This is a genomic window from Pseudomonas serbica (genome assembly GCF_028823535.1).
In the GTDB taxonomy this organism is placed as follows: domain Bacteria; phylum Pseudomonadota; class Gammaproteobacteria; order Pseudomonadales; family Pseudomonadaceae; genus Aquipseudomonas; species Aquipseudomonas serbica.
This window is the reverse complement of sequence record NZ_JAQIYM010000014.1, coordinates 16,833-32,894: the sequence shown is the minus strand read 5'-3', so window position 1 is coordinate 32,894 and position 16,062 is coordinate 16,833. Positions and strand designations below refer to the sequence as shown.

The 16,062-nt window shown below is 59.4% G+C and carries 14 protein-coding genes; 6 read left to right on the top strand and 8 right to left on the bottom strand.

What is annotated here, in order from left to right; translation table 11 throughout:
• The 3 genes from NQL71_RS22325 to gpmI all read right to left on the bottom strand — a co-directional run bounded on the left by NQL71_RS22325 (position 1) and on the right by gpmI (position 4,422).
• Entirely contained in the window at positions 1–1,320 is a 1,320-nt protein-coding gene (locus NQL71_RS22325; protein ID WP_046815280.1) for a S41 family peptidase, read from the bottom strand.
• A gap of 34 nt (positions 1,321–1,354) precedes the next feature.
• Positions 1,355–2,650 carry a murein hydrolase activator EnvC family protein gene (locus tag NQL71_RS22320; RefSeq protein ID WP_046815279.1) on the bottom strand — a complete coding sequence of 432 codons (1,296 nt, stop codon included), beginning with the start codon at positions 2,648–2,650 and terminating at the stop codon, positions 1,355–1,357.
• 242 nt (positions 2,651–2,892) lie between these two features.
• Positions 2,893–4,422, bottom strand: coding sequence for a 2,3-bisphosphoglycerate-independent phosphoglycerate mutase (gene gpmI / locus NQL71_RS22315; protein ID WP_046815278.1), 1,530 nt, complete (start codon positions 4,420–4,422; stop codon positions 2,893–2,895).
• Between the two features lie 153 nt (positions 4,423–4,575).
• On the opposite strand from gpmI, the gene NQL71_RS22310 reads away from it, so the two are divergent.
• The 3 genes from NQL71_RS22310 to secB are packed head-to-tail and all read left to right on the top strand — an operon-like array spanning position 4,576 to position 5,773.
• A complete protein-coding gene (locus tag NQL71_RS22310) occupies positions 4,576–4,989 on the top strand; it encodes a rhodanese-like domain-containing protein (protein ID WP_046815277.1) in 414 nt (137 codons plus the stop codon).
• A 1-nt stretch (position 4,990) separates the two neighbouring features.
• Complete coding sequence (gene grxC / locus NQL71_RS22305) at positions 4,991–5,245, top strand: glutaredoxin 3 (protein WP_008058538.1); 255 nt, start codon at positions 4,991–4,993, stop codon at positions 5,243–5,245.
• 42 nt (positions 5,246–5,287) lie between these two features.
• Positions 5,288–5,773 (top strand): protein-export chaperone SecB, encoded by a 486-nt coding sequence (secB, locus tag NQL71_RS22300; RefSeq protein ID WP_008058540.1) that lies wholly within the window; start codon positions 5,288–5,290, stop codon positions 5,771–5,773.
• Between the two features lie 122 nt (positions 5,774–5,895).
• Here secB and NQL71_RS22295 read toward each other — a convergent pair whose 3' ends face one another.
• Entirely contained in the window at positions 5,896–6,351 is a 456-nt protein-coding gene (locus NQL71_RS22295; protein ID WP_046815276.1) for a tRNA (cytidine(34)-2'-O)-methyltransferase, read from the bottom strand.
• Between NQL71_RS22295 and NQL71_RS22290 the strand changes: the two genes are divergently transcribed.
• Positions 6,350–6,790: a hypothetical protein gene (locus NQL71_RS22290; RefSeq protein ID WP_077186141.1), complete on the top strand. Its 441-nt coding sequence runs from the start codon at positions 6,350–6,352 to the stop codon at positions 6,788–6,790. The two genes, NQL71_RS22295 and NQL71_RS22290, sit on opposite strands and share 2 nt — an antisense overlap.
• A 553-nt stretch (positions 6,791–7,343) precedes the next feature.
• Here NQL71_RS22290 and ntrC read toward each other — a convergent pair.
• From ntrC to glnA, 4 genes are all read right to left on the bottom strand, one after another.
• Positions 7,344–8,780, bottom strand: coding sequence for a nitrogen regulation protein NR(I) (gene ntrC / locus NQL71_RS22285; protein ID WP_046815274.1), 1,437 nt, complete (start codon positions 8,778–8,780; stop codon positions 7,344–7,346).
• Positions 8,777–9,862 (bottom strand): nitrogen regulation protein NR(II), encoded by a 1,086-nt coding sequence (glnL, locus tag NQL71_RS22280; protein WP_046815273.1) that lies wholly within the window; start codon positions 9,860–9,862, stop codon positions 8,777–8,779. Before glnL ends, ntrC begins: the two co-directional genes overlap by 4 nt.
• A gap of 242 nt (positions 9,863–10,104) precedes the next feature.
• Positions 10,105–10,614 carry a DUF4124 domain-containing protein gene (locus NQL71_RS22275; protein WP_077186139.1) on the bottom strand — a complete coding sequence of 170 codons (510 nt, stop codon included), beginning with the start codon at positions 10,612–10,614 and terminating at the stop codon, positions 10,105–10,107.
• A gap of 140 nt (positions 10,615–10,754) precedes the next feature.
• Positions 10,755–12,161, bottom strand: coding sequence for a glutamate--ammonia ligase (gene glnA, locus NQL71_RS22270; RefSeq protein ID WP_046815271.1), 1,407 nt, complete (start codon positions 12,159–12,161; stop codon positions 10,755–10,757).
• A 328-nt stretch (positions 12,162–12,489) separates the two neighbouring features.
• Between glnA and thiI the strand changes: the two genes are divergently transcribed.
• Together thiI and typA are read left to right on the top strand one after the other, a co-directional pair.
• Positions 12,490–13,944: a tRNA uracil 4-sulfurtransferase ThiI gene (gene thiI, locus NQL71_RS22265; protein ID WP_020797429.1), complete on the top strand. Its 1,455-nt coding sequence runs from the start codon at positions 12,490–12,492 to the stop codon at positions 13,942–13,944.
• A gap of 139 nt (positions 13,945–14,083) precedes the next feature.
• Positions 14,084–15,904 (top strand): translational GTPase TypA, encoded by a 1,821-nt coding sequence (typA, locus tag NQL71_RS22260; protein WP_046815270.1) that lies wholly within the window; start codon positions 14,084–14,086, stop codon positions 15,902–15,904.
• The last annotated feature ends 158 nt before the right edge of the window (positions 15,905–16,062 follow it).

Here is a 16,062-nt window from a genome sequence, read left to right as displayed (position 1 = left end):
TCAGCGGCCGGACGTGATGCTCAGGCCTTTGAGCAGGCTCAGGGCCTGGGCCAGTTGGTAATCATCGTCCTGCGGCATTGGCTTGGACTTGCCACCGGAACTGCTCGGCTTGTCGGCGCCGCCGTTGCCGTTGCCCAGATGACCCTGCAGATCGGCTTCCTTGAAGTAGTCGCCGTCTTGCTCGTTGGTGATCTTGGCTTTGCGCACTTCGATGTCCGGGATGATGCCCTGGGCCTGGATCGAGCGGCCGTTGGGCGTGTAGTACAGCGCCGTGGTGATTTTCAGGGCGCGATCGTTGTTCAGTGGCAGCACGGTTTGCACCGAGCCTTTGCCGAAACTCGGCGTCCCCATGATCACCGCGCGTTTCTGATCCTGCAGGGCGCCCGCTACGATTTCCGAGGCCGAGGCGCTGCCGCCGTTGATCAGCGCGACCAATGGTACGGCTTCGCTTTCGTCCTTGCCGGTGGCGGAGAAGCGCAGTTCGGAGTTGGCGATGCGCCCCTTGGTGTAGACGATCAGGCCCTTGGTGATGAAGTGGTCGACCACTTCCACCGCCGCTTGCAGCACGCCACCTGGGTTGTTGCGCAGGTCGAGGATGATGCCGTTGAGCTTCTTGCCGTTGTCTTTGCGCAGCTTGGCCAGGGCCTTGGACACCTCTTCGCCGGTCTTGACCTGGAATTGGGTGATGCGTATGTAGCCATAGCCCGACTCAAGCAACTGGCTCTTCACGCTCTTCACCTGAATGATGGCGCGGGCCAGGGTCACATCGAACGGCGTACCGCCGTCGCGTACCAGGGTCAGGGTGATTTTCTGGCCGATCTTGCCGCGCATCTTGTCCACGGCTTCGGTCATGCTCTGGCCGCGGGTGGGCTGGCCATTGATCTTGACGATGAAGTCACCCGCCTGGATGCCAGCCTTGGAAGCTGGCGTGTCATCGATCGGCGACACCACTTTGATGAAGCCATCTTCGGCACCGACTTCGATGCCCAGGCCGCCGAATTCGCCGCTGGTGCTTTCCTGCAGTTCAGCGAAGTCTTCAGGTCCCAGGTAGGCAGAGTGCGGGTCAAGGTTGCTGAGCATGCCCTTGATCGCGTTTTCCAGCAGGGTCTTGTCGTCTACCGGTTCGACATACGCGGCCTTGATCCGATCCATGACCTCGGCAAAGGTGCGCAACTCCTCCAGCGGCAATGGCGCCTTGGTGGTCGCGGCAGTGCCCGCAGGCGCGATTGCCGGGGCCGGTTGAGCGGCAAACGCCAGAGGCGCGCCGATCACCAGGGCGATCGCCAGGGCCAGCGAGGTAAGGCGGGACAAATGCAGCATGTCGAACGAACTCCTAATGTAGGTGACTCAGCGCCTATCCTTGCGCGCGGCACCATTGCGCCGGATCACTCGGGTGACCCTGCTGACGAATCGCAAAATACAGCGCTGGCGAGTCCTGCCCGCCACTGTTACCGACAGTGGAGATGGACTCACCGGCCTTTACCACGTCACCCGCAGACTTGAGCAGCGTCTGGTTGTGACCATACAGACTCAAAAAACCGTTGCCGTGATCGAGAATCACCAGCAACCCGGCGCCGCGCAGCCAGTCGGCGAACACCACGCGACCGCCGTGCACAGCATGTACCGTACTGCCTGCAGAGGCGCTGATCATCACGCCGTCCCATTTGGTCCGGGCATCGTCGCCACGGCTTTCACCGAAGCGTGCCAACAGTCGACCATCGACCGGCCATGGAAGTTTGCCGCGGGTAGACGCAAATGGACCGCCAAAAGTTTCGCCTGAGCTTGAAACCAGTGCGCCGGGGGACGATTTAACGGGTTTGCGTGGGGCATCATCGCTGGCATCTGCCTGCGCCTGGGCCTCACGTAAACGCTTTTTTTCGGCTTCCTGCTGGGCAATCAGCGCTTTTTGTCGCGCCTCTTCTGCCTCGCGAGCCTGGCGTGCCAGGGTTTCTTCAATGGTTTTAAGGACTTTAGACAGGTCTGCCTGATCCTGCTCACGGGCTGCCAGTTTCTGGTCGCGAGCCTTCACGTCGTCATTGAGCTTGGCCAGGACTTGCTGGCGCTCCTGGCGAACCTTCTCGAGTTCACCACGCTGGCTTTCGAGGCTGCTTTGCTGGACCAGCAATTGCGCTTGCTGCAGGCCGATGTCTTTTTCGACATTGGCCAGCTGGCGCAGGGTCTCATTGAAATTCTTCAGCTGCTCCAGGCGGGCCTGGCTCAGGTAGTCGTAATAGGTGAGCGTGCGGGCGAACTTCTCGGGGTTCTGCTGGTTAAGCAGCAGTTTCAAGTACTCCTGGCGGCCGTTCTGATAAGCCGCGCGAGCCTGGATGGCGATCAGTCGCTGCTGTTCAGTGCGCGCGCTCTGGAGTTTTTTTTTCTCCGCATCGAGTCGCTGCAACTCGGTTTCGCTTTTCTTCAGCTCTTTCTGCAGGGCATCGACCTGCTTCTCGAGCTTGCCCATCTCGGTCTCGGTGCCCTTGAGGTCTTTCTGCACGCCGGACTTTTCTTCCTGCAACTTGCCCAGCAGTTTTTTCAGCTCGGCAATGTCCTGACGCGTAGCGTCCAACTGTTGCTGGGTTTGCGCGCGCTCATCGGCGAAGGCCGGTTGGAGCAGGCAAGTCAGGGCAAGGGCTATCAGGGTGCGAAGCATAGAGGCGGGCGACACCAGGGAAAGGGACGTCCTAGTATGCCCGCCATGGCCGGCAAAAAAAATGCCCATTTCTGACTGTGTGATGACTGGAGCAGAGTTGTATCCAAAAAGACCCCAAAACCAATGTGGGAGCGAGCCTGCTCGCGATGGCGTCCGATCATTCAACATAGATGTTGGTTGTCAGATTGCTATCGCGAGCGGGCTCGCTCCCACAGGGGTTATCTGGCGTTTCAGGGCTCGCGTCAGACCAGAATCGAAGTGCCGGTCATTTCCGCCGGTTGCTCCAGGCCCAGCAGTTTCAGCATGGTCGGTGCCACATCCGCCAGCACGCCGCCTTCGCGGACCTTGAGGTCGCGCTTGCCGACATAGATGAACGGCACCGGCTCGGTGGTGTGCGCGGTGTGCGCCTGGCCGGTGGTCTCGTCGGACATTTGCTCGACGTTGCCATGGTCGGCGGTGATCAGGGCTTCGCCACCGACCTTTTCCAGGGCGTCGACGATGCGGCCGACGCACTGGTCCAGGCATTCGACGGCCTTGACTGCCGCTGCAAACACGCCGCTGTGGCCGACCATGTCGCCGTTGGCGTAGTTGACCACGATCACGTCGTAGCGCTGGTTTTCGATGGCGTCGACGATGCGATCGGTGACTTCCGGTGCGCTCATTTCCGGCTGCAAGTCATAGGTGGCGACTTTTGGCGACGGGATCAGGATGCGCTCTTCACCCGGGAACGGTTCTTCGCGACCGCCGGAGAAGAAGAAGGTCACGTGGGCGTATTTTTCGGTTTCGGCGATGCGCAGCTGGGTCTTGCCGTTTTTCGCCAGGTAGTCACCCAGGACGTTTTCCAGGCTGCCGGCGGCGAAGGCCGAAGGTGCAGGAATGCTGGCGGCGTATTGGGTCAGCATGACGAAACCGGCCAGTTTTGGCTGGCGGGCACGTTGGAATTCACTGAAGTCGTCTTCGACGAACACGCGGGTCAATTCGCGGGCGCGGTCGGCGCGGAAGTTCATGAACACCACGGCATCGCCGTCTTCGACTTTCACCGGCTCGCCGATGGAGGTGGCCTTGACGAACTCATCGCTCTCACCACGCTCGTACGCGGCTTGCAGGCCTTCCTGGGCGGTGGCGGCGTTGAATTCGCCCTGGCCATCGACAATCAGGTTGTAAGCCTGGGACACGCGGTCCCAGCGGTTGTCGCGGTCCATGGCGAAATAACGCCCGATGAGGCTGGCAATCCGGCCTTTGCCCAAGGCCTGGAAGGTGGCATCCAACAGCTCGATCGACGATTGCGCGCTTTTCGGCGGGGTATCGCGGCCATCGAGGAAGGCGTGCAGGTAGATTTTTTCAGCGCCGCGCTTGGCAGCCAGCTCGGCCATGGCGACCAGGTGATCCTGGTGGCTGTGCACGCCGCCATCGGACAGCAGGCCCATGAAGTGCACGGCTTTGCCGGCGGCGACGGCTTTGTCCACGGCAGCGCAGATGGTCGGGTTCTCGAAGAACTCGCCGTCGCGGATCGATTTGGTCACGCGGGTGAAGTCCTGATAAACCACGCGACCGGCGCCCAGGTTCATGTGGCCGACTTCGGAGTTACCCATCTGGCCATCCGGCAGGCCGACGTCCATGCCGCTGCCCGAAATCAGGCCGTTGGGCACGGTGGCCCACAAACGGTCCAGTACGGGCTTCTTCGCCGCAAAGATGGCGTTGGATTCGGGGCTCTCACTGTGACCGAAGCCGTCGAGAATAATCAGGACCAAAGGTTTAGGCGTGGTAGTCATGGAGTCCGCTCGTGGCTGAGTTAAAAGAGGGCGATGGAAAAGGGAGTGGCAGTTTAAAGCGAAGTTCCGGCCACGTCACCGCCGGACGGGGTTTGGCCCACCATAGGGGCTGTGTATACTGGCCGACATTTTAACGCCCTGGAACCTCCTTCGATGGTTGCTCACCTGATTGAATTTGCCACTAACCACTACATCCTCGTCGGTATCTTCGTCGTACTGCTGGCGTTGCTGATTGCCTATCAGATGCAGGGCGGCGGCCGCAGCCTGAGCACTGGCGAACTGACCGGCCTGGTCAACAAGGACGCTGGCGTGGTGATCGACATTCGTCCCACCAAGGACTTCGCCGCCGGTCACATTGTAGGCGCGTTGAACATTCCTCACGACAAGTTGACCGCGCGCGTTGGCGAGCTGGAAAAACACAAGGCCAAGACCATCATCCTGGTCGACGCCATGGGCCAGACGGCCGGTACCCACGCCCGCGAGCTGGTGAAGGCAGGCTTCACCGCCGCCAAGCTGTCCGGCGGTGTTTCCAGCTGGAAAGCCGACAATCTGCCGCTGGTGAAGTGATATGAGCAACGTCGTCGTCTATTCCAGCGATTACTGCCCTTATTGCTCGCGAGCCAAGTACCTGCTCGAGAACAAAGGCGTGGCCTTCGAAGAGATCAAGGTCGATGGCAAGCCGCAGGTGCGCGCCGCAATGGCTCAGAAAGCCGGACGTACGTCCGTGCCACAGATCTGGATCGGCAGCACCCACGTTGGCGGTTGTGATGATTTGTTTGCCCTGGAGCGCGCCGGCAAGCTCGACGCGCTGCTCAAGGCCTGAATTCCATACCCTATAAAAGCCCAAGATCAGAAAGGATCTGAGATGACTGACCAACAGAACACTGCAGCCAGCGAAGAAGAAACCGCACCGCAATTCTCCTTGCAGCGCATCTACGTACGTGACTTGTCCTTTGAAGCCCCGAAAAGCCCGGCGATTTTCCGCCAGCAGTGGGAGCCGAGTGTCGGTCTGGATCTCAATACCCGTCAAAAGGCTCTGGAAGGCGACTTCCACGAAGTCGTGCTGACCCTGTCGGTCACCGTGAAGAACGGTGAAGAAGTGGCATTCATTGCTGAAGTGCAACAGGCCGGTATCTTCCTGATCAAGAACCTGGACGATGCATCGATGAGCCACACCCTGGGTGCATTCTGCCCGAACATCCTGTTCCCGTACGCTCGCGAAGCGCTGGACAGCCTGGTGACCCGCGGTTCGTTCCCGGCCCTGATGCTGGCTCCGGTGAACTTCGACGCCCTGTACGCGCAAGAGCTGCAACGCATGCAGGCGGCGGGCGAGACGCCAACCGTTCAATAAACGGTTTTGAAACACCCCTGTGGGAGCGAGCCTGCTCGCGAAGAGGGAGTGTCAGGTAACTTCAATGTTGTCTGACACACCGCTTTCGCGAGCAGGCTCGCTCCCACATTTGTTTCGGGGTGTTATTTGAAGTCGTTTTGGCGCCAGGCTTCGTAAACGGCCACCGCGACGGTGTTCGACAGGTTCAGGCTGCGGCAGCCTTCCCGCATCGGCAGGCGCAGGCGCTGTTCGGCGGGCAGGGCGTCGAGCACCTCGGCGGGCAGGCCACGGCTTTCCGGGCCGAACAGGAAGGCATCGCCCGGGACAAAACTGGCGTCGTGAAATGGTCGCGAACCCTTGGTGGTGAAGGCGAACACCCGTGGATGACCGAGGCTTTCCAGGCAGCTGGCCAGGTCCGCGTGGCGTTGCAGGGTGGCATACTCGTGGTAATCGAGGCCAGCCCGGCGCAGGCGCTTGTCGTCCATCTCGAAGCCCAGCGGTTCGATCAAATGCAGGTGGCAGCCACTGTTGGCGCACAGCCTGATAACGTTGCCGGTGTTCGGTGGAATTTCTGGTTGGAAAAGGATGACGTGAAACATGCACGGCTCCGAAGGTAAAGATGAGCGGCATTCTACGCCGCAAGCCGACCCTCGTTCGAAACTATTCCCACGTGTGATGGCTTCACTGGCGATTGTCGGAGTCATGGTGGGGCTGATGATCGGTCGCCTGACCACCCCCGAGCCCAGTCAATTGCAGCAGGTCGAGGTGACCGGCGACGGACTGGTGGTGTGGTTCAACAACGAACCCAAGACCCACGGCGAGATCGTCGAGGGTAGCGTAGCGTTGCTGTTCGAGGCTCAAGGCGCGGCACGGAAGGGCCAGCTAAAGCTCCACGACAAGGACGTGAACTGGCGCGTGCGTTTGAGTGATGGGGGGTTGTTGCTGACGCTGGTGGCAGCCCGGCCCCTGCAGGGGGAGTGGACCGGCAGCGAGGTCGATGACCGCTGGCGGCTGGAGATCCATCTCCGGGAGCAATAAAAGAGGGGAATCCCCGGCCTGCCTGTACCAAGGTCCCCAAAACGGGAGGGTTCACGCATCGCGCCTGAACCCGGTGTAAAGAGGGAATCCCCGGCCTGCCTGTACCAAGGACCCCAAAACTGGGGGGCTCGTCGCTATGCGGTGTGAGCCCGGTGTAAAGAGGGGAATCCCCGGCCTGCCTGTACCAAGGTCCCCGAAACTGGGTAGTGATCTGAATCACTGATGAGACTATTGCAGGGGGCGTGCCAGGTTTTAACAAGTTGAAACAGAAAGTCGTCTGCAGACGTTGAAAGCCCCGGAATCCGGGGCTTTCGTGTTTTTTCGATAGGGGTTCGATTGCGAACGTACGCGGAATTTGCGATCAGTCGCGGTGCGCGATTGCGGGTCACGGTGCATTGGTGCGGTGCACTCGGCCCTGAATATGGGAGCGGGCTTGCTCGCGAAAGCGGTGTCCCATTCAACATGGAGGTTGAATGTGATGGCCTCTTCGCGAGCAAGCCCGCTCCCACATTTTTCGGTGTGAATCATCTAAATCAGAAGAGTGATGTCCCGCTTAACCCTCATCCCCCTCATCATCATCCCCACCATCAACCTTCATTCCCAATTCCTTGATCTTGCGAGTCAGGGTATTACGCCCCCAGCCGAGCAAGACGGCGGCATCGCGGCGGCGGCCGGCGGTGTGCTTGAGAGCGGTTTCGATCATGATCCGCTCGAAGGTCGGCACCGCACTGTCCAGCAGGCTGGATTGACCGCGAGCCAGCGCCTGGTCGGCCCATTGGCGCAGCGCCTGTTCCCAGTTGGTCACCGGCGCCGAATCCTGCGGCAGGCTCAGCAGCTCCGGTGGCAGGTCACTGATATGCACTTCGCGACCCGAAGCCATCACGGTGATCCAGCGGCAGGTGTTCTCCAGCTGGCGCACGTTGCCCGGCCATGGCAGGTTTTTCAGGTATTCCTCGGTTTCGGTTTTCAGCAGCTTGGGCTCGACGGCCAGCTCCTGCGCGGCACGGCTGAGGAAGTGCTTGGCCAGGGTCGGGATATCTTCGCGACGGTCCGACAGGCGCGGTATGTGGATGCGAATGACGTTGAGGCGATGGAACAAGTCTTCACGGAATTTCCCGGCATGCACCAGGGTTTCCAGGTTCTGGTGCGTGGCGGCGATGATCCGCACATCGACTTTGACCGGGACGTGACCACCGACCCGGTAGAACTCGCCGTCGGCCAGGACTCGCAGCAAACGGGTCTGGGTGTCGGCCGGCATGTCGCCGATTTCATCAAGGAACAGCGTGCCGCCGTCTGCCTGCTCGAAACGCCCGCGACGCAGGTTGGCGGCACCGGTGAAGGCGCCTTTTTCGTGGCCGAACAGTTCGGATTCCATCAGGTCCTTGGGAATCGCTGCCATGTTCAGTGCGATGAACGGCGAAGCGGCCCGCGGGCTGTGGCGGTGCAGGGCGTGGGCCACCAGTTCTTTACCGGTGCCGGATTCGCCGTTGATCAGCACGGTGATGTTGGAGTGGCTCAAGCGCCCGATGGCGCGAAACACTTCCTGCATCGCCGGCGCTTCGCCGATGATTTCCGGGGTGCGGGTCAGTGCGACCGGGACTTCCAGGCCTTGCTGTTCCTGTGCGTGCTGGTTGGCGCGCTTGACCAGGGACACCGCCTCGTCGACATCGAACGGCTTGGGCAGGTATTCGAAGGCGCCGCCCTGATAGGACGCGACAGCGCTGTCCAGATCGGAGTGCGCGGTCATGATGATCACTGGCAGCCGTGGATGTTGCTCGCGAATCCGCGCCAGGAGGTCCAGGCCGCTGGCACCGGGCATGCGGATGTCGGAGATGATCACGTCCGGCTGCTGGCGCGCCAGGCGGCTCATCACGCCATCGGCGCTGTCGAAGCTTTGCGTGGTCATGCCTTCCTGCTGCAAGGCTTTTTCCAGGACCCAACGGATAGAACGGTCGTCATCGACGATCCACACGGTTTCACTACGGCTCATGTCGATGTGGCTCCTTGTTCCAGTGGCAGAAAGATCGAGAACGTGGTGTGGCCGGGGTGGCTGTCACATTCGATCAAGCCCTGGTGCTGGCTGATGATGTTCTGGGTAATGGCCAGGCCCAGCCCGGTACCATCCGGACGTCCGCTGACCATGGGGAAGAAGATGGTTTCCTGAAGATCCGCAGGAATGCCCGGGCCGTTGTCGATGATTTCGATCTTGGTCACCAGGCGATGGCGCACGTGGCCAATGGTGAACTGGCGCATGGCGCGGGTGCGCAGACTGATGCGGCCCAGGCGCAGCTCGTTCTGGCTGCTGATGGCCTGCATCGCGTTGCGCACGATATTCAGCACGGCCTGGATCATTTGTTCGCGATCGATCAGGACGTCCGGAATGCTCGGGTCGTAGTCACGCACCAATGTGATGCAGCCCTGGCTTTCGGCCTCGACCAAGTGGCAGACACGCTCCAGCACTTCGTGGATGTTGCACATGGCCAGCGAGGGCAGCTTGTTCGAGCCGAGCATGCGGTCGACCAGGTTACGCAGGCGGTCGGCCTCTTCAATGATGACATTGGTGTAGTCGCGCAGGCTTTCTTCCGGCAGCTCACGGGCCAGCAACTGCGCTGCGCCGCGGATACCGCCCAGGGGATTCTTGATTTCATGGGCCAGGCCGCGCACCAGCATCTTGCTGGTTTCCTGCTTCGACAACTGGGCCTCTTCCTTGGTGATGCGCAGCAGTCGGTCCCGGGGGTGCACTTCGAGCAGGAGCAGGGTGTCGCCATTGCTCAGGATCGGCGTTACCGCGTAATCAACCGTCAGGGTCTGGCCGGTGAGGGCGGTGAGCATGGCTTCGCGCTTGGTGAACGGATGTGCCTGCTGCACCGCCTGGCGCAATGAGTTGAGCGCCTCGGTGGATTCGGTGAACAACTCGCTGATGAATTGCCCATGGCTGCGCTGGCCGCTGATGGCCAGGAGCATTTCCGCCGCGGGGTTCATGTACTCAAGGCGCAAGTCGGCATTGAGCAGGATGGTGGCGGTGGTCAGGTTGTCGAGAAGCAAACGATGCAGTGCGTCACTGATGGTCATTCAGGACCTCTTTTGGAGCAGGGCGCGCGCATGGATAAAGCGCTGATGCGAGGAAAATGCAAAAAACAAACCAAGGCTCCGAAAAGAAGCGCTTAACCCCTGAAACAGGCGTTTGACGCTCGATTGCGTGGCGTTCTGCCAGCTTTTGCGGGTAGTTTCGAACCAAAATGGGCTGCAATGTGCGCATGGTGCAACCAATCGCACCAATATAGTGCGCAAAGCTGAACGGGGTAAGTAGTCCCTCAGCGCTTGTGCACCCGCTGCAACGTGAAGGTGACGGTAGGACTTTGTTGCACGACGGTGTCGCCGTTGACGACCTGCACGGCGAGGTGGTGCATGCCGCGGTCGATATTCACCAATTGCAGGATCGGCACGTTGCCGGGTTGGCCATAAGGCTGGCCGTCCAGCAGCAGTCGCAGCAGATGCGGGCCTTGCAGGCGCGGTTCGATCAGCACGCTGACGGTGAAGGTGCCGTTGTTGGCGCGCAGGGCTTCGCTGGTGGGCAGGCCGGTGAGTTCCAGTACGTTGTAGGCGACAGGGGGCTGGCCTTGTTCAGGGGTGGGTGTGGGAGGTGCTTGCGTGGGCGGGGGTTGGGTGCGGTTGAGCGGTGGCAGTTCGACGGGCTGCGCGGTGACGCCATCAGGGGGTTGATTGCTATACGCCGTGTTGCCTTGGGCATCGGTGTACTTGTAGATCTGCGCTGTGGCGGGCAGGGCGATCAGCAGCAGGATGAAGAGAAGACCACGACCCATGAAATCGACCGGAAACGAAAGCGATGGGGTGCAGCATAGGGCAGGAAAGGTGGCTGGCCCAGTCCGTTAACATTCGGGCATGAAAAAGGCCTCCCGAAGGAGGCCTCTCTTGTCACGCCGCTTGCGCAGGCGCTACCGGATCAGCAGCTGTAGTACAGCTCGTATTCCAGTGGGTGTACGAAGGTACGTACCTTGATTTCTTCTTCGCTTTTCAGGGCGATGTAAGCGTCGATGAAGTCGTCGCTGAAAACGCCGCCTTTGGTCAGGAACGCACGACCTTTGTCCAGCTCTTCCAGGGCTTCTTTCAGGCTGCCGCAAACTTGTGGGATCTCTTTCGCCTCTTCAGGCGGCAGGTCGTACAGGTTTTTGTCAGCTGCGTCGCCAGGGTGGATCTTGTTCTGGATGCCGTCCAGGCCAGCCATCAGCAGTGCGGCGAAGCACAGGTACGGGTTGGCAGCCGGATCCGGGAAACGTGCTTCGATACGGCGAGCTTTCGGGCTCGACACGTAAGGAATACGGATCGAAGCCGAACGGTTGCGAGCCGAGTAGGCCAGCATTACCGGTGCTTCAAAGCCTGGAACCAGACGCTTGTAGGAGTTGGTAGCCGGGTTGGTGAAGCCGTTCAGGGCCTTACCGTGCTTGATGATGCCGCCGATGAAGTACAGGGCGGTATCGGACAGGCCGGCATAACCTTCGCCAGCGAAGGTGTTCTTGCCTTCTTTCCAGATGGACATGTGCACGTGCATACCCGAACCGTTGTCGCCGTACAGCGGCTTAGGCATGAAGGTAGCGGTGCGGCCGTAGGCGTCGGCAACGTTGTGTACAACGTATTTCAGGGTTTGGGTTTCGTCGGCTTTCTTCACCAGGGTGTTGAACTTGACGCCGATTTCGTTCTGGCCGGCAGTTGCCACTTCGTGGTGGTGAACTTCGACGGTCAGGCCCATTTCTTCCAGTGCGTTGCACATGGAGGTACGGATTTCGTGGTCGTGGTCGAACGGTGGAACAGGGAAGTAGCCGCCTTTGACGCCTGGACGGTGGCCCTTGTTGCCGCCTTCGATGTCCTGGTCGGACATCCAGGAACCTTGTTCGGAGTAGATCTTGAACATGGAGCCGGAAATGTCGGACTTGAACTTCACCTGGTCGAAGATGAAGAATTCTGGCTCTGGACCGGCGAATACGGTGTCACCGATACCGGTGGCTTTGAGGTGCTCTTCAGCGCGCTTGGCGATCGCACGTGGGTCGCGGTCGTAGCCTTGCATGCTCGAAGGCTCGATGATGTCGCAGACCAGGATCAGGGTCGGCTCTTCGGTGAACGGGTCCAGAACAGCGGTGGAGTCGTCCGGCATCAGGATCATGTCGGAGGCTTCGATACCTTTCCAGCCAGCGATGGACGAACCGTCGAACATCTTGCCGACTTCGAAGAAGTCGTCATCCAGCGCATCGCGAGCCGGCATGGTCACGTGGTGCTGAGTGCCTTTGGTGTCCGTGAAGCGCAGATCAATCCACTTGACGTCATGATCTTTAATGAGTTGAACCGACTTCGACATAGTGTCCTCCGGGTGGCTTAGGGCTGGTAGTGGATGCCCTTAATAGTTGGTGATGCCGGCGCGAATACTCTGCCAAGGCAACCTGCCTCACAAGGGAGCAAATTGCATGCCAGTGCCCCACCATGGGTTTTTTGCCCCAATTTCACGCTTATAGAGGTGCAAAGCGTATAAAAGCGGAAAATAGCGCCCCTTAATGTAGCGTCCAAAACGGAAAATGACCTGTTTTAGTGCGCGCAAAACCTTCTGCACATAAACTGGTTAAACCTTGAGCAATTTCCGCTATAATCCGCGCCCCCCTTTTTCGGCAGGCCCTGCGCGCGCTGTTTCCATGAAATTAATCGTAAAAGTCTTTCCCGAGATCACCATCAAGAGCCGCCCGGTCCGGATGCGTTTCATCCGCCAATTGGCCAAGAACATCCGTGCCGTGCTCCGTGACCTGGACCCGGCTGTGGTGGTGAACGGTGTGTGGGACAACCTCGAGCTGGAAACCCGCGTCAGCGAGCCCAAGGCCCTGAAGGAGATGGGCGAGCGCCTGAGCTGCATGCCGGGCATCGCGCATTTCCTGCAGATCGACGAGTACCCGTTGGGCGACTTCGATGACATCGTCGAGAAGTGCAAGCAGCACTACGGCGATGCACTGGCCGGGAAGATTTTTTCGGTACGTTGCAAGCGTGCCGGCAAGCACCCGTTCAGCTCGATCGATATCGAGAAATATGTCGGCAGCCAGTTGCGCCGTCAGTGCGGTGCCGCCGGAATTGACCTGAAAAAGCCCGAAATCGAAGTCCGCATCGAAGTTCGCGACCAACGGTTGTTCGTAATCCACAGCCAGCACAATGGTATCGGCGGTTATCCGCTGGGTGCGCTGGAGCAGACGCTGGTTCTGATGTCCGGTGGCTTCGATTCCACCGTCGCGGCCTATCAGATCATGCGCCGCGGCCTGATGGCGCATTTTTGCTTCTTCAACCTGGGCGGACGTGCCCACGAATTGGGCGTCATGGAAGTCGCGCATTTCATCTGGAAGAAGTACGGCAGCTCGCAACGCGTGTTATTTGTCAGTGTGCCGTTCGAGGAAGTGCTGGGAGAAATTCTCGGCAAAGTCGATAACAGTCATATGGGCGTAGTATTGAAGCGTATGATGTTGCGCGCTTCGTCGCAAATTGCCGATCGACTGCACATCGACGCGCTGGTCACCGGTGAGGCGATCTCCCAGGTGTCGAGCCAGACGCTGCCGAACCTGTCCGTGATCGACTGCGTGACGGACAAGCTGGTCTTGCGTCCGCTGATCGCCAGTCACAAGCAGGACATCATCGACCTGGCCAACGAAATCGGCACCGCCGACTTCGCCAGGCACATGCCGGAGTACTGCGGGGTCATCTCGGTGAACCCAAAGACAGCTGCCAAGCGCCATCGCGTGGAGCACGAAGAGAAAGAATTCGACATGGCAGTCCTTGAGCGTGCGCTCGAGAACGCCAAACTGGTACCGATCGATCGTGTAATCGACGAATTGGGCCAGGATCTGCAAATTGAAGAAGTCAGCGAAGCGCTGGCCGGTCAGATCGTCATCGATATCCGTCACCCGGATGCCGCTGAAGACGACCCGCTGGACCTCGCTGGCATCGAGGTACAAACGATGCCGTTTTATGCACTGAACGCTCGTTTCAAGGAACTGGACCCTACTCGCCAGTACCTGCTTTATTGCGACAAAGGCGTGATGAGTCGCCTGCATGCCCACCATTTGCTCAGTGAGGGGCATGCCAATGTGCGCGTTTATCGACCGAGCTAAGTGCCCGGGGCTGTTTGCCTGTGGCTTGCGTCACCGGCCCCCCGACGCCGCCGTCAAGCTGTAACGGCAAGGCCTGACTCTACTGTAAATCGCTGCCAAGACTTGTCAGCGCACCGAATCCTCTGATCGAGATACACAAGTGATCGAAAATCTACGCAACATCGCCATCATTGCTCACGTTGACCATGGTAAAACCACCCTGGTAGACAAACTCCTGCGTCAATCCGGCACCCTGGAGCGCAACGAGCTCAACGACGAGCGCGTGATGGACTCCAACGACCAGGAAAAAGAGCGCGGTATTACCATCCTGGCGAAAAACACCGCCATCAACTGGAACGGTTACCACATCAACATCGTGGACACCCCGGGCCACGCCGACTTCGGCGGCGAAGTTGAACGCGTAATGTCGATGGTCGACTCCGTTCTGCTGCTGGTTGACGCCCAGGACGGCCCTATGCCGCAAACCCGTTTCGTGACCAAGAAGGCTTTCGAAGCCGGCCTGCGTCCGATCGTGTGCATCAACAAGGTTGACCGTCCAGGCGCGCGTCCGGACTGGGTTCTGGACCAGATCTTCGATCTGTTCGACAACCTGGGTGCCACCGAAGAACAGCTGGACTTCAAAGTCGTCTACGCCTCGGCCCTGAACGGTATTGCCGGTCTGGACCACAACGAAATGGCTGAAGACATGACCCCGCTGTACCAGTCGATCGTCGACAACGTACCGGCGCCGGCTGTTGACCGTGACGGTCCGTTCCAGATGCAGATCTCCGCACTGGACTACAACAGCTTCCTGGGTGTTATCGGTGTTGGCCGTATCGCTCGTGGTCGCATCAAGCCGAACTCCCCGGTTGTCGCTATCGGCGCCGACGGCAAGAAGCGTAACGGTCGTATCCTGAAGCTGATGGGTCACCACGGTCTGCACCGTGTAGACGTTGAAGAGGCTGCTGCAGGCGATATCGTGTGCATCAGCGGTATGGACTCGCTGTTCATCTCCGACACCCTGTGCCACCCGGACACCGTTGAAGCGATGAAGCCGTTGACCGTTGACGAGCCAACCGTTTCCATGACCTTCCAGGTAAACGACTCGCCATTCTGCGGTAAAGAAGGCAAGTTCGTGACTTCCCGTAACATCAAGGAACGTCTGGACAAAGAGCTGCTGTACAACGTTGCACTGCGCGTTGAAGAAGGCGACTCGGCTGACAAGTTCAAGGTTTCCGGCCGTGGTGAACTGCACCTTTCGGTACTGATCGAAACCATGCGTCGCGAAGGCTTCGAAATGGCTGTAGGCCGTCCGGAAGTGATCATCCGTCTGGTTGACGGCGTGAAGCACGAACCGTTCGAAAACGTCACCATCGACCTGCCGGAAGAATCCCAAGGCAAGGTGATGGAAGAGATGGGCCTGCGTAAGGGCGACCTGACCAACATGGTGCCGGATGGCAAGGGCCGTGTACGTCTGGAATACAACATCCCTGCTCGCGGTCTGATCGGTTTCCGTAACCAGTTCCTGACCCTGACCAACGGTGCTGGCATCCTGACCTCGATCTTCGACCGTTACGACGTGATGAAGTCCGGCGACATGTCCGGTCGTCAGAACGGCGTTCTGGTTTCGGTTGAAACCGGCAAGGCTCTGACCTACTCCCTGGAAACCCTGCAGGCGCGTGGCAAGCTGTTCGTTGAACACGGTCAGGAAATCTACAACGGTCAGATCGTTGGTCTGAACAGCCGTGACAACGACCTGGGCGTTAACCCTACCAAGGGCAAGAAGCTCGACAACATGCGTGCTTCGGGTAAAGACGAAACCATCGCTCTGGTTCCACCTGTTCGTTTCACCCTGGAACAGGCTCTGGAATTCATCCAGGACGACGAGCTGTGTGAAGTGACGCCTAAGTCCATCCGTCTTCGCAAGAAGATCCTGGACGAAAGCGAGCGTACCCGCGCTGCCAAGAAAGCCAAGGCATAAGATTTAGCCGAAGCTGAACAAAAACGCCCCCGGTCGAGAGACCGGGGGCGTTTTTATTTGTCTGCGATTTATTTGTTGATTGTGCCGGCCTCTTCGCTGGCAAGCCAGCTCCTACAGGGTTTTGAGTTGTCCCCACTGTAGGCGCTGGCTTGCCAGCG

Excerpts from the sequence above, each read along its gene's own strand:
- NQL71_RS22325 (WP_046815280.1), bottom strand. The coding sequence starts at position 1,320 with ATGCTGCATTTGTCCCGCCTTACCTCGCTGGCCCTGGCGATCGCCCTG.
- NQL71_RS22320 (WP_046815279.1), bottom strand. The coding sequence starts at position 2,650 with ATGCTTCGCACCCTGATAGCCCTTGCCCTGACTTGCCTGCTCCAACCG.
- gpmI (WP_046815278.1), bottom strand. The coding sequence starts at position 4,422 with ATGACTACCACGCCTAAACCTTTGGTCCTGATTATTCTCGACGGCTTC.
- NQL71_RS22310 (WP_046815277.1), top strand. The coding sequence starts at position 4,576 with ATGGTTGCTCACCTGATTGAATTTGCCACTAACCACTACATCCTCGTC.
- grxC (WP_008058538.1), top strand. The coding sequence starts at position 4,991 with ATGAGCAACGTCGTCGTCTATTCCAGCGATTACTGCCCTTATTGCTCG.
- secB (WP_008058540.1), top strand. The coding sequence starts at position 5,288 with ATGACTGACCAACAGAACACTGCAGCCAGCGAAGAAGAAACCGCACCG.
- NQL71_RS22290 (WP_077186141.1), top strand. The coding sequence starts at position 6,350 with ATGCACGGCTCCGAAGGTAAAGATGAGCGGCATTCTACGCCGCAAGCC.
- NQL71_RS22295 (WP_046815276.1), bottom strand. The coding sequence starts at position 6,351 with ATGTTTCACGTCATCCTTTTCCAACCAGAAATTCCACCGAACACCGGC.
- ntrC (WP_046815274.1), bottom strand. The coding sequence starts at position 8,780 with ATGAGCCGTAGTGAAACCGTGTGGATCGTCGATGACGACCGTTCTATC.
- glnL (WP_046815273.1), bottom strand. The coding sequence starts at position 9,862 with ATGACCATCAGTGACGCACTGCATCGTTTGCTTCTCGACAACCTGACC.
- NQL71_RS22275 (WP_077186139.1), bottom strand. The coding sequence starts at position 10,614 with ATGGGTCGTGGTCTTCTCTTCATCCTGCTGCTGATCGCCCTGCCCGCC.
- glnA (WP_046815271.1), bottom strand. The coding sequence starts at position 12,161 with ATGTCGAAGTCGGTTCAACTCATTAAAGATCATGACGTCAAGTGGATT.
- thiI (WP_020797429.1), top strand. The coding sequence starts at position 12,490 with ATGAAATTAATCGTAAAAGTCTTTCCCGAGATCACCATCAAGAGCCGC.